At 72.7% G+C, this 12,802-nt stretch carries 10 protein-coding genes; 7 read left to right on the forward strand and 3 right to left on the reverse strand.

Annotation, left to right across the window (positions count from 1 at the left end; genetic code table 11):
• Positions 1 to 137 precede the first annotated feature (137 nt).
• Entirely contained in the window at positions 138 to 1,343 is a 1,206-nt protein-coding gene (locus ACWG52_RS07560; protein ID WP_390136881.1) for a low temperature requirement protein A, read from the forward strand.
• Here ACWG52_RS07560 and ACWG52_RS07565 read toward each other — a convergent pair.
• A complete protein-coding gene (locus ACWG52_RS07565) occupies positions 1,327 to 2,268 on the reverse strand; it encodes a beta-ketoacyl-ACP synthase III (RefSeq protein WP_033220062.1) in 942 nt (313 codons plus the stop codon). The genes ACWG52_RS07560 and ACWG52_RS07565 overlap by 17 nt on opposite strands.
• Before the next feature lie 205 nt (positions 2,269 to 2,473).
• Here ACWG52_RS07565 and fdhD point away from each other — a divergent pair, with 205 nt between their 5' ends.
• Complete coding sequence (gene fdhD, locus ACWG52_RS07570) at positions 2,474 to 3,301, forward strand: formate dehydrogenase accessory sulfurtransferase FdhD (protein WP_453128261.1); 828 nt, start codon at positions 2,474 to 2,476, stop codon at positions 3,299 to 3,301.
• Positions 3,302 to 3,469: 168 nt separating this feature from the next.
• Here the strand turns inward: fdhD and ACWG52_RS07575 are convergent, their stop codons facing one another.
• Both ACWG52_RS07575 and ACWG52_RS07580 read right to left on the reverse strand, forming a co-directional pair.
• On the reverse strand, positions 3,470 to 3,901 hold the full coding sequence (locus ACWG52_RS07575) for a (2Fe-2S) ferredoxin domain-containing protein (protein WP_266353900.1): 432 nt from the start codon (positions 3,899 to 3,901) through the stop codon (positions 3,470 to 3,472).
• A gap of 9 nt (positions 3,902 to 3,910) precedes the next feature.
• The gene (locus tag ACWG52_RS07580) at positions 3,911 to 4,951 is read right to left on the reverse strand and encodes a bile acid:sodium symporter family protein (RefSeq protein WP_389813353.1); all 1,041 of its coding nucleotides are present in this window, start codon (positions 4,949 to 4,951) and stop codon (positions 3,911 to 3,913) included.
• Positions 4,952 to 5,112: 161 nt separating this feature from the next.
• On the opposite strand from ACWG52_RS07580, the gene ACWG52_RS07585 reads away from it, so the two are divergent.
• The 5 genes from ACWG52_RS07585 (at position 5,113) to ACWG52_RS07605 (ending at position 12,770) form a co-directional block, all read left to right on the forward strand.
• Positions 5,113 to 5,970 (forward strand): LysR substrate-binding domain-containing protein, encoded by an 858-nt coding sequence (locus ACWG52_RS07585; protein WP_033220067.1) that lies wholly within the window; start codon positions 5,113 to 5,115, stop codon positions 5,968 to 5,970.
• Positions 5,971 to 6,073: 103 nt separating this feature from the next.
• Entirely contained in the window at positions 6,074 to 7,897 is a 1,824-nt protein-coding gene (locus tag ACWG52_RS07590; RefSeq protein WP_389813348.1) for an AMP-dependent synthetase/ligase, read from the forward strand.
• 101 nt (positions 7,898 to 7,998) lie between these two features.
• Positions 7,999 to 9,267, forward strand: a complete 1,269-nt coding sequence (locus ACWG52_RS07595; RefSeq protein WP_390136886.1) for an ABC transporter substrate-binding protein — start codon at positions 7,999 to 8,001, stop codon at positions 9,265 to 9,267.
• Between the two features lie 9 nt (positions 9,268 to 9,276).
• Positions 9,277 to 11,997, forward strand: a complete 2,721-nt coding sequence (locus tag ACWG52_RS07600; RefSeq protein WP_390167758.1) for an ABC transporter permease subunit — start codon at positions 9,277 to 9,279, stop codon at positions 11,995 to 11,997.
• Positions 11,994 to 12,770, forward strand: coding sequence for an ABC transporter ATP-binding protein (locus ACWG52_RS07605; RefSeq protein WP_389813339.1), 777 nt, complete (start codon positions 11,994 to 11,996; stop codon positions 12,768 to 12,770). Before ACWG52_RS07600 ends, ACWG52_RS07605 begins: the two co-directional genes overlap by 4 nt.
• Positions 12,771 to 12,802: the final 32 nt, after the last annotated feature.

Genomic DNA, 12,802 nt, shown 5'->3' on the forward strand with positions numbered 1-12,802 from the left:
ACGCCGGGCTGACCTGCACGCATACACCGACGACCCTAGCGAGACGGATCGTCTCGCAGCCGGATGTCGATACGGGCTGGACATCAGGGGCGGCCGGGCGGTCGGATGGCTGCGCACACGTCCGGGGGGAGCCGCGCATGGAATCCGAGCACCGCGTCAGCACGCTGGAGCTGTTCTTCGACCTCGTTTTCGTCTTCACCATCACGCAGTTGACGGTGCTTCTGGCGGACGACCTGACTCCGCGGGGCGCCGGGCAGGTGGTACTGATCTTCACCGTCCTCTTCTGGATGTACGGGGGCTACGCGCACCTGACCAACCAGGTGCCGCCGGACCGGACGGTCCGGCGGGTGCTGCTGATGCTGGCCATGGGGGCGTTCCTGGTCTGCGCCCTGGCCGTACCGACCGCCTTCGGGGCCGGCGGTATCGCCTTCGGCCTCGGGTACCTGTTGGTGGTCCTGGTCCACGGCGCGCTGTTCACCCAGGCGCACGGGCGCGGCGTGCTGTGGTTCGCGCTGCCCAACGTGCTGTGCGCGTTGTCGGTGACGGCGGCCGGTTTCTTCGACGGGCTGCCTGCCTGGGGGCTGTGGATGTCGGCGCTGCTCCTGCAGTTCGTGACGCCGGTGGTCGTGCAGCGGGTCGCGGCGAGCGGGGCGGCGGAGGCGGCCGAGGTGGCCGAGACGGTCGAAGGTCCCGGGCAGACGGTCGGTGATCAGCTGGGCGGGATGAACGCGGCGCACCTGGTGGAGCGGCACGGTCTGCTGCTGATCATCGTCTTCGGTGAGTCCGTGATCGCGATCGGCATCGGGGTGGGCTCGCTGCCGCTGTCCCTCGGTATCGCGGCCGGCGCGTTCCTGGCCCTGACGATCGCGTCGGCGATGTGGTGGATGTACTTCGTGCGCGACGAGGGCCGGGCCGAGGAGGTCTTCGAGCGGACCCCGGCGGAGCGGCGTTTCAAGCTGGCGATGGTCGCCTACTACTACGCCTTCCTGCCGATGCTCCTGGGCATCGCCGTCTTCGCGGCGGGCGTGAAGAAGACCATCGGTCACCTCGGCGAGCACCTGCACACCGGCCCGGCGGTCGCGCTGGCGGGTGGGGTCGCCCTCTATCTCGCCGGGGACCTGGCCTTCCGCGCGGCACTGGGTATCGGACCGGCGCGCTACCGCGCCGCCGCCCTGGTGCTCGCGCTCGCCACCGTCCCGGTGGGAACCAGCTGGACGGGAGCCGGCCAGCTGGTGGCCCTGGCGTGCGTCCTGGTCGGGGCGCTGGCCGCCGAGGGCCGCCGCTCCCCCACCGAACCGGCGGAGGAGGCAGCGGCCGCGGGAGCCGTCACGGGCAGTGGATGACCTGGCCCGCGTAGGAGAGGTTGCCACCGAAGCCGAAGAGCAGGACCGGGGCGCCGGAGGGGATCTCCCCGCGCTGGACCAGCTTCGACAGGGCCATCGGGATGCTGGCGGCCGAGGTGTTGCCGGACTCGACGACATCGCGGGCGACGACGGCGTTGACGGCGCCGATCTTCGCGGCGAGCGGCTCGATGATCCGCAGGTTCGCCTGGTGGAGGACGACCGCGGCCAGTTCCTCCGGGGTGACTCCGGCCTTCTCGCACACCTTGCGGGCGAGCGGCGGCAGCTGGCTCGTGGTCCAGCGGTAGACGGACTGGCCCTCCTGGGCGAAGACCGGCGGCGAGCCCTCGATCCGGACCGCGTTGCCCATCTCCGGGACCGATCCCCACAGGACCGGGCCGATACCGGGCTCCTCGCAGGCCTCGACCACGGCCGCGCCCGCTCCGTCGCCGGTGAGCACACAGGTGGTGCGGTCGGTCCAGTCGGTGATCTCGGTCATCTTGTCGGCGCCGATGACCAGGGCGCGGGTGGCGGAGCCGGCCCGGATGGCATGGTCGGCGGTGGCCAGGGCGTGGGTGAAGCCCGAGCAGACGACGTTGATGTCCATGACGGCGGGGCCGCCGCCCATGCCCAGCTTGGCGGCGACGCGCGCGGCCATGTTGGGCGAACGGTCGATCGCGGTCGACGTGGCGACCAGCACCAGGTCGATGTCGTCCGGGGTCAGGCCGGCGCCGGCCAGCGCCTTGCCCGCCGCCTGGTAGGCCAGCTCGTCCACCGGTTCGTCCGGGCCCGCCATGTGGCGCGTGCGGATGCCGACGCGGGACCGGATCCACTCGTCGGTGGTGTCGACCATGGCCGAGAGGTCCTCGTTGGTGAGCACTTTCGCGGGCTGGTAGTGCCCTAGCGCCACCACGCGTGAACCGGTCATGGGCGGGGTCCCCCCTTGTACGGAAGTCAGGATCACCCAGCTTTGCCTGCTACTGGTGGGTACGTGTGCGTGTGACCCGACAGGATTCCGGCACCGGATTTTGGAGCTTCCCGAGGATCCACCTGCCGGGAGCGTCGCGGGAAGCGGAACCGCGACAATGAGCTTGTCGGAAACGGGCGGGAACAGAAGGGGTGTGCTGATCACCATGGGACGGGTCACCGAGCGTCGTCGCGTCGTCCGGATCCGGAACGGCTCGGCGGGTGTCCGGCCGGACACGCTGGTGGTCGAGGAGCCGCTGGAGATACGGCTGAACGGCAAACCGCTGGCCATCACGATGCGTACGCCGGGCGACGACTTCGCCCTGGCGGTGGGCTTCCTGGTCAGCGAAGGAGTGCTCGCGGCCGCCTCGGACGTGCAGGCCGTCACCTACTGCGAGGGGGCGACGCAGGACGGTTCGAACACCTACAACGTGGTGAACGTGCAGCTGGCCGCCGGGGTCCCGGTGCCCGACATCACCCTGGAGCGGAACGTCTACACCACCTCCTCGTGCGGCCTGTGCGGAAAGGCCGGCCTGGACGCGGTCCGTACGGCGACCCGCTTCCCGGGGCTCGCCGCCGATCCGGTACGGGTCCCCGCGGAGGTCCTGTGCGCGATGCCGGACCGGCTGCGCGAGGCCCAGAAGGTCTTCGACCGGACGGGCGGGCTGCACGCGGCCGGGCTGTTCACGGCGCAGGGCGAGCTGCTCGACCTGCGGGAGGACGTGGGCCGGCACAACGCGGTGGACAAGATCGTGGGCCGGGCGTACCGATCCGGGATGCTCCCGCTGGCCGGCACGGTCCTGCTGGTGTCGGGCCGGGCCTCCTTCGAGCTGGTGCAGAAGGCGGTGATGGCGGGCATCCCGGTGCTGGCGGCCGTCTCGGCGCCGTCCTCACTGGCGGTGGACCTGGCCCTGGAGTCGGGGATGACGCTGGTCGGCTTCCTGAGGGGACCGGACATGAACATCTACGCGGGCGAGGAGCGGATCACCCTGTAGCGGTGCGCCGGAACAGCACCCTGCCACGTTCGTGGCTGCCCAGGACGAGGCCCGCACGTCACTGCCGTCTCCTTCGGTGCCCCCCTTGCCGGTGCCGTGGAGCGTGAACCACCCGTCGCCGGCCTGCAAGCCGAACAGCACGAGCACCGCGCGGCGAGGTTCCGCACGTCAGCGCCCCCGGCGTGAGCGGCGTGCGGACTCCTTGGCCGGCTTCGGTGTCGGCGGGTCGATGCGGTGCAGGTCCAGGGTGGGCGGGATCGGGGTGGTGCCCGGGCCGCCGGATTCGGCCCAGGCGATGATCTCGTCGGTCGCGGTGTCGTCCAGGGCCCAGCCGAACCACGCCGCGCGGGCGCCGCGGCGGCGGGCCTCGGTGGTGGGCTGGACCACGATGACGTTGGCCTGGGCGCAGGGGCCGAGGCAGTCGCTCGTACGGACGGCCAGCCGGCCCCCGGAAGCGGCGGCGGCCTCGCGCAGCCGGGCGAGCTGACCGGCGTGGTCGGAGCCGGGGTTCTTGCGCGGGTCACCGCAACAGCAGCCACGGCAGACCACCAGCGTGCAGGGGCGTTCGGCATGGGCGGCGAGCGGGCGTATCCAGGTCACCACCGAACGTTAACGGGCCCGGGGCGCGGGCCGTCGGCGCACGGGCGAGACGTCCGCCACACGGTCGGCGGCGAGTTCGGGCAGCGGGTCCTGGGCGCGGCGCCGGGCGATGACCGCGCAGACCATCAGCTGCATCTGGTGGAAGAGCATCAGCGGAAGCACGGCCAAGGCGGCGTGGGCCCCGAACAGCACGCTCGCCATGGGAAGTCCGGCGGCCAGGCTCTTCTTGGACCCGGCGAACTGGATGGCGATGCGGTCCGCGCGGCCGAAGCCGAGGCGGGCCGCGCCGTACCAGGTGGCGAGGAGCATGACGGCGAGCAGGACGGCCTCGACCAGCATCAGGGCGGCGAGCCCGGGGAGGCTGACCTGGTGCCAGATGCCCGCGACCACGCCCGCGCTGAAGGCGGCGTAGACGACGAGCAGGATCGAGCCGCGGTCGACGTGGCCGAGGACCTGCTTGTGGCGGACGAGGAAGTCACCGACCCAGGGGCGCAGGGCCTGTCCGAGGAGGAACGGCAACAGGAGTTGGAGGGTGATCCTCAGGAGGGAGCCGAGGGAGAAGCCGCCCGCGTCGCCCCCGAGCAGGCCGGCGGCGAGGAGGGGGGTGAGGACGATGCCGGCCAGGCTGGAGAAGGAGCCCGCGCAGATCGCGGCGGGGACGTTGCCGCGGGCGATCGAGGTGAAGGCGATCGAGGACTGCACGGTCGAGGGGACCAGGCAGAGGAAGAGCAGGCCGCCGTGGAGCGGGGCGGTGAGCAGGCCGGGGACGAGGCCGCGGGCGGCGAGGCCGAGGAGCGGGAAGAGTACGAAGGTGCAGCCGAGCACGGTGAGGTGGAGCCGCCAGTGGCGCAGGCCGTCGAGGGCCTCGCGGGTGGAGAGCCGGGCGCCGTAGAGGAAGAAGAGCAGGGCCACGGCCGCGGTGGAGGCGAGGTCGGCGGCGTTGGCGGCCGGGCCGCGGGCCGGGAGCAGGGCGGCGAGGCCCACGGTGGCGAGCAGGGCCAGGATGTACGGGTCCAGGGGCATCCGGGCGGGGAGGTGCGGGCGGCGCATGCGGGGGTGCTCACTTGCTGTCGGGGCGGGGGCTCGGGGTGGTGCTCGGGGTGCTGGTGCTCGGGGTGCTCCCTTCATGGTCGGCGGTGGGCGCTCATCGGGAAACCCGCACACCGCACTCACTGCCATCGCGATCCGTGATGAGCGGCTACCGTGGCGGTATGTACGACCCGGTGCAGCTGCGTACGTTCCTCACGGTCGCCCAGACGCTCAGCTTCACGCAGGCCGCGGGGCGGCTCGGGGTGGGGCAGTCCACGGTGAGCCAGCACGTGCGGCGGTTGGAGGAGGCGACGGGGCGGCCGCTGTTCGTCCGGGACACGCACAGTGTGGGGCTGACGGAGGACGGGGAGGCGTTGCTCGGCTTCGCGCGGACGATCCTGGAGGCGAACGAGCGGGCGGCGGCCTTCTTCGCGGGGACCCGGCTGCGCGGGCGGCTGCGGTTCGGGGCCTCGGAGGACTTCGTGCTGACACGGCTCCCGGAGATCCTCGAAGGGTTCCGGCACGAGCATCCCGAGGTGGATCTGGAGCTGTCGGTGGAGCTCTCCGGGACGTTGCACGAGCGGTTGGACGCGGGGCGACTGGACCTGGTGCTGGCGAAGCGGCGGGGGCCCGGGGACGAGCGGGGCCGGCTGGTGTGGCGGGACCGGCTGGTGTGGATCGGCGCGGAAGGGCTGCGGGTGGACCCGGAGCGACCCGTTCCGCTGATCGTCTTCCCGCCGCCGGGCATCACCCGGGCGCGGGCGCTGGAGGTGCTGGAACGGGAGGGGCGGGACCTGCGGATCGCGTGCACGAGCGGCAGCCTGAGCGGCCTGATCGCGGCGGCCCGGGCGGGGCTCGGCGTGATGGCGCACGCCCGCGGGCTGATCCCGCCGGGGCTGGTGCGCGTGGGTGGTCTGCCGGAGCTCGGACCGGTGGAGTTCGCGCTGCTCCGCGGGCCGCGTCCGTCGGCGGCCGCGGAGGCGTTGGCCGCGGCCGTGCTCTCCGGCGCGGACCGGCTCAGTCGCACGTCAACGGCGTGAACACCGTGATCACTGGGGAGGTCTTGTGGAGTTATCGAAAGGCCGGTGAACCCCTGTTGACCATGCGGTACGTTCACCGCGGCGCGCGGAGAGGAGCGGGGCCTTGCGCGAAATCACCGTCCCACCCGTCGTCACGGGCGCGCCCGTCGGCGGCCTGGCCGACATCGTCTTCCAGCACGCCCACGAGGAGCCGGACCGGGTGGTGCTCGGCCGGAAGACCGACGGGGTCTGGCGGGACGTGACGTCCCGGGAGCTGGCCGGCGAGGTGCTCGCTCTCGCCCGGGGGCTGCTGGCCCAGGGGGTGCGCTTCGGGGACCGGGTCGCGATCATGTCCCGCACCCGGTACGAGTGGACCCTCTTCGACTTCGCCCTGTGGGCGATCGGCGCCCAGCCCGTCCCGGTGTATCCGACCTCCTCCGCCGATCAGGTGCACTGGATCCTGTTCGACTCCGACTGCACGGCCTGCGTGGTCGAGGACGAGAACCAGGCCATGACGGTGGGTTCGGTCATCGACCGGCTCCCCCACCTGCGCCGGCTGTGGCAGCTCGACGCCGGGGCGGTGGACGGGCTCGTCGCCGACGGCCGCGGGATGGCCGAGGACGTCGTGCACCGGCACCGGGGTGCCGTGACGCCCGACGCGACCGCCACCGTCATCTACACCTCGGGGACGACGGGCCGGCCGAAGGGGTGCGTGCTCACGCACGCCAACTTCATGTACGAGACCGACACGCTGGTCAACCGCTGGGAGTCGGTCTTCCAGGCCCGGCAGGGCGAGGAGCCGTCCACCCTGCTCTTCCTGCCGCTGGCGCACGTGTTCGGGCGGATGGTGGAGGTGGCCGCCGTCCGGGCACGGGTCAAGCTGGGCCACCAACCGGTCCTGGCGGCGGCCGAGTTGCTGCCCGATCTCGCCGCCTTCCGGCCGACCTTCGTGCTGGGCGTCCCGTACGTCTTCGAGAAGATCTTCGCGGCCGCGCGCCGCAAGGCGGAGGCGGAGGGACGCACGGGCCCCTTCGACCGGGCGGTCGAGACGGCCGTGCGGTACGCGGAGGCGCGCGAGCGCAAGGCCTTCGGCCTCGGGCCGGGACCCTCGGCCGCGCTGCGCATGGAGCACCAGCTCTTCGACCGGCTCGTCTACGGGAAGGTCCGTGAGGCGATGGGCGGCCGGGTGCGGCACGCCATGTCGGGCGGATCGGCGATGTCGCGCCGCCTGGGGCTGTTCCTGGACGGGGCCGGGATCACGGTGTTCGAGGGGTACGGGCTGACCGAGTCGTGCGCGGCGGCCACGGCGAACCCGCCGGGGGCGACCAAGTACGGCACGGTGGGGCGGCCGATCCCGGGCAGTACGGTGCACATCGCGGACGACGGGGAGGTCTGGCTGCACGGCAGCCACATCTTCTCCGGGTACCTGAACGACCCCCGCGCCACGGAGGCGGTCCTGCGCGGCGGGTGGCTGGCCACGGGGGACCTGGGCCGGCTGGACGGGGACGGGTACCTGACCATCACCGGGCGCAAGAAGGACATCCTGGTGACCTCCAACGGCAAGAGCGTCGCGCCCGCCGCGCTGGAGGAACGGGTCCGTTCCCATCCGCTGGTGTCGCAGTGCGTGCTGGTGGGCAACGACCGGCCGTACATCGCGGCGCTGCTCACTTTGGACATGGACGGGATAGCGCACTGGCTGTCGATGCGCGGCCGGCCGCAGTTGCCGGCGAAGGCGCTGGTGGGGGACCCCGAGCTGACGGCGGAGGTCCGGCGGGCGGTGGTGGCCGCGAACACCCTGGTCTCGCAGGCGGAGGCGATCCGTACCTTCCGGGTGCTGGGTGAACAGTTCACGGAGGAGCGGGGGCTGTTGACGCCGTCGCTGAAGCTCAAGCGCCGGGCGATCGAGAAGGCGTACGCGAAGGAGGTCGCGGCCCTGTACTCCTCCTGAACGGGAATCTGACGGTTCGTCATTTCCGCTCGTCGACAATATTGACGATCCGTCAGGTCACGCACAGAATGCGGGGATTCCGACCGGAGGGGATCCCCGACATGTTGCGTCCGATCCGCACCCTGGCCGCCGCGGCGGCGGCCCTCGCGCTCGTCTCCGCCTGCAACTCCGCCTCCACGAACGGCAGCTCCCCCGGCAAAGGCGGCGACGCGCCCGGCAACTCCCGCGGGGTGAGCGCCGACTCCGTCAAGGTCGGCGGGATCGTCTCGATGACCAGCGCCGGCGGTTACAGCAAGAAGGACACCGACCTCGGGGCCAAGGCCCGCTACCTCCGGGCCAACGCCGAGGGCGGGATCAACGGACGGAAGATCGACTACCTCGGCGCGGAGGACGACGGTCAGGACCCCGCCAAGAACCTGGCGGCCGCCCGCAAACTCGTCCAACAGGACAGGGTCTTCGCCGTCGCCCCCATGAGTTCGGTGACCTTCTCCGGCGCGGACTTCCTGGAGCAGGAGAAGGTCCCCACCTTCGGCTGGGGCACCCTGCCGTCCTTCTGCGGACCCAAGCACATCTACGGCTTCAACGGCTGCCTGGTCCCCACCCCGGGCGGCACCCTCAACCAGACCTGGCCCGAGGGCATCGGCCAGATCCTCGGCGGGGCCCAGGGTAAATCGGTCGCGATCATCGCCAACGACAGCGACGCCGGCAAGTTCGGCATCCGGACCTTCCAGCAGGGCTTCGCCAGTGCCGGGTTCAAGGTCTCCTACGCCAAGGCCTCCGTGCCCGCCACCGCCGTCCCGAGCGACTGGTCCGCGTACGTGAAGGAGATCCTCGCCGCGAACGACGGCAAGGCCCCCGACGCCGTCGTCTCCGTCATGCAGACCCCGAACAACATCGGGCTCTTCACCGCGCTCAAGCGCAGCGGCTACCAGGGCCTGCTCTCCGACCCGACCGACTACGACCCCGGGCTGCTCGCCAAGGACGCCACCAAGCAGGCCCTCGACGGGGTGCACGTACTGCTGCAGTTCCAGCCCTTCGAGTCGACCGATCCGAAGATGGCGCAGTTCAAGGCCGACATCAAGGCGGCCGCGGGCGGCCGGGAAATCCCGCTCAACATGCACATGTTGACCGGGTACATGTCGGCCGACCTGTTCGTCTCCATCGCGCAGAAGGCCGGCAAGGACCTGACCGTCGAATCCTTCCAGGCCGCCGCGCAGGGCTTCTCCGACACCGGCACGCTCGTCGGCGACCGCTCCGAGCCCAAGGGGCAGAAGGACAGCTTCGGCTGCGGGGCGCTCGTACAGCTGAAGAACGGCGCGTACGAGGTCTCCGTACCGTTCAAGTGCTACGAACCCATCCCCTTCAAGTAGGGCAGCGACATGGGGGATCTGCTCGTCTTCGTACTGAGCGGCCTGGTCTCCGGCGCCCTGTACGCACTGCTCGCCACCGGGCTGGTGCTGTCGTACTCGGCGTCCGGACTGTTCAACTTCGCGCACGGGGCCACCGCCTACCTGTGCGCGCTCACCTTCTACGAGCTGCACTCGGGCCTCGGCTGGCCCGCCGTCCCGGCCGCCCTGCTGGTGGTGTGCGTCCTGGCCCCCGGCCTCGGCTGGGGGCTGGACCGGCTGATGTTCCGGCGGCTGGCCCGCGTCGGTGAGACCGCGCAGATCGTGGCCACCATCGGGCTGCTGGTGGCGCTGCCGGCCGCCGGGCTGTGGGCGGTGGAACTGTTGGCGGACGCGGGCGTGCCCGTGCTGCCGGCGGAGAACCAGTTCGGACTGCCGGGAGTGGGACCCAGCCCGGCGAAGTCCTGGCAGCTCGCGGACGGCGTCGGCATCGACTCCGACCAGCTGATCACCTGGGTGGTGACGGCGCTGGTGGCGGTGGCCCTGTGGGTGCTGATGCGGCACACGCGGCTCGGGCTGCGGCTGCGGGCCGCCGTCGACAACCGCTCGCTGACCGAGCTGCGCGGGATCAGCGCCGACCGGCTGTCGTCGGTCGCCTGGATGATCGCCTCGGGGCTCGCCGGGCTGGCCGGTGTGCTGGCGACACCGCTGCTGGGGTTGTCGGCGCACGACTTCACGCTGTTCCTGTTCGTGTCGGCCACGGCGGCGGTCATCGGACGGTTCGCGTCCGTGCCGCTCGCCTTCGCGGGCGGACTCGGGCTCGGGGTGCTGCAGAACCTGGTGGCCGGGTACGCGTCCTTCGCCGAGTCCGTCACCGGCTTCCGTACGGCCGTACCCTTCCTGATCCTCTTCGGCGGGCTGCTGGTGCTGACCCGCCGGGCCCGCGCGGCGGGGGTCGCGGCCGTGGACCCGCCGCCGGTCGACCATCTGGCGGGGGCCTCCTGGTCTCGGCGGTGGGGCGTGTGGGCGGCGGGCGCGGCGCTCCTGTGCGTGGCGTTCTACACCGTCACCACACCCTTCTGGAGCGGGCTGCTGGCCCAGGGGCTGGCCGTCGCGCTCGTGTTCATGTCCTTCACGGTGGTGACCGGGCTCGGGGCGATGGTCTCGCTGGCCCAGGGCAGCTTCGTGACCGGCGCGGCACTCGTGGCGGGGCTGCTCATGAGCCGGGGCTGGCCCTTCGTGGCCGCGCTCGCGGTGGGCACGTGCGTGGCGGCCCTGCTGGGGGCGCTCGTCGCGCTGCCTGCGCTGCGGCTGGGGGGCAGATCCCTGGCCCTGGCCACGCTGGCGCTGGCCTTCCTCGCGGATCAGGTGCTGTTCCAGCTGCGGTGGCTGCGCAACGGCGACGCGGGGTGGCCGATCCCGCGGCCGGTGTTCGGGCCGGTGGACCTCTCCGACGACCGGGCGCTGGGGGTGGCCCTGGTGGTCCTGGTCGCGCTGGTGGCGGCCGGGCTGACCGCGCTACGGAACTCGCCGTCGGGACGGGCGATGCTGGCGGTCCGGTCGGCCCCGGCGGCGGCGGTCGCCTCGGGGGTCTCCGTACTGCGCACGAAACTGCTGCTGTTCACCGTGTCGGCGGGGCTGGCCGGGTTCGGGGGCGTGCTGTACGCCTCGTACAACACCCGGATCACGGCGACGGACTTCACGGCGATGACCGGGCTGGTGTGGCTGGCGGTGGTCGTGGCGGCGGGGGTGCGCAGGCCGCAGTACGCGGTGGTGGCGGGGCTGGTGTTCGCGGTCGCTCCGCGGGTGCTGTCCGACTACGTGACGGAGTCCGCGCACCTGCCGGTGATCCTGTTCGGGCTGGCGGGGCTGGCCCTGGCCAACGACCCGGACGGGTACTGCGCCGCGGTTCCGGTGCGGCTCGCCCGGCGGCGCGCCGCCGCCGGGCGCGCCGCCGCCTCTTCCCGGGGCTCCGCCCCGGACCCGTCGCAGGCTCCGCCCCCGAACCCCCGCGCCTCGATCTCCCCCAGCTACCGCCGGGACGGGCCCCCTGGCGGGGCCGATGTCGCCCTGGAGCTGCGCGAGGTCACCGCCGGGTACGACGGGGGGCTCGTGCTGCACGGGGTGGATCTCGCCGTCCGCGCGGGCGAGATCCTCGCCGTGCTGGGGCCCAACGGCGCCGGGAAGAGCACCGCCTGCCGGGTCGCCGCCGGGCTGCTGCCGGTCGGGGCCGGGGCGGTGTACGTGGGCGGGCGGGACGCGACCCGGGACGGGGCCGTACGTCGGTCGCGGGCCGGGGTGCTGCTCGCCCCCGAGGGGCGCGGGATCTTCCCCGCGCTCACCATCGAGGAGAATCTGGCCCTGTACCTCGACGACGCCGACGCCCGGGCCGCCGTCTACGCGCGCTTCCCGCGGCTCGCCGAGCGGCGCCGGGTCCCGGCCGGAGCCCTCTCCGGCGGGGAGCAGCAGATGCTGGCCCTGGCTCCGCTCCTCCAGCGGCCGCCCGCGGTGCTGATCGCCGACGAACCCTCCCTCGGGCTCGCCCCGCGCGTGGTGGAGGAGGTGTACGCGCTGCTCACCGAGCTCCGTGACGCCGGGACGGCGCTGCTCCTGGTGGAGGAGAAGGCGGCCGAGATCCTCGGGATCGCCGACACCGTGGCCTACCTCTCCCAGGGCCGGGTCTCCTGGTGCGGCCCCCGGGACCAGGTGGAGGCCGACCGGCTCACCGAGGCCTACCTGGGGATGGCGACATGAGCCCGGGCGGGTACGTGCTGGAGGCCCGCGGGGTCGGTGTGCGTTTCGGTGGCGTACGGGCGCTCACCGGGGTGGATCTCGGGGTCCGCGCGGGCGAGGTGTGCGGGCTGATCGGGCCGAACGGCGCCGGGAAGACCACGCTGTTCGACGTGCTGTCCGGGATCCGCCGCCCCGACCAGGGGCGGATGCTGCTGGACGGGGCGGACGTCACGCGCCGCTCCCCCGTCTGGCGGGCCCGGCACGGGATACGCCGGACCTTCCAGCGGCAGCAGTTGTTCGGACAGCTCAGCGTGGCCGACCACCTGCTGGTGGCGCAGGAGTGGCGGGGCGGCGGGGGCGGGCCGGCCGCGGATCTCCTCGCCCTGCCGACCCGGCGCGCCCGGGAGCGCGAGCGCCGGGCCCGCGGCGAGCGGGTGCTGGCCGACTGCGGGATCGGGGCACTCGGGGCCTCGTACGCCGGCGGGTTGCCCGTGGGGCAGGCCCGGATGGTGGAGCTGGCCCGTGCGGTGGCCGATCCGCCGCGGGTGTTGTTGCTGGACGAGCCGGCGTCGGGCATGTCCGCGCCCGAGCGGGACCGGCTCGCGGAGGTCGTGCGGCGGCTGGCGGAGCGGGAGGGCTGCGCGGTGCTGCTGGTCGAGCACAACGTGGCGTTCGTGATGGAGCTGTGCGCGCGGGTCGTCGTACTGGATCTGGGGACGGTGCTGGCCGAGGGCACCGCGGCCGAGGTGCGGGCGAATCCGCTGGTCCGGGAGGCGTACCTCGGGACGGCGTGAGGACGACACACGGCGGATGGCGGGAATACGTC

It is taken from the genome of Streptomyces sp. CLCI03 (assembly GCF_053615355.1).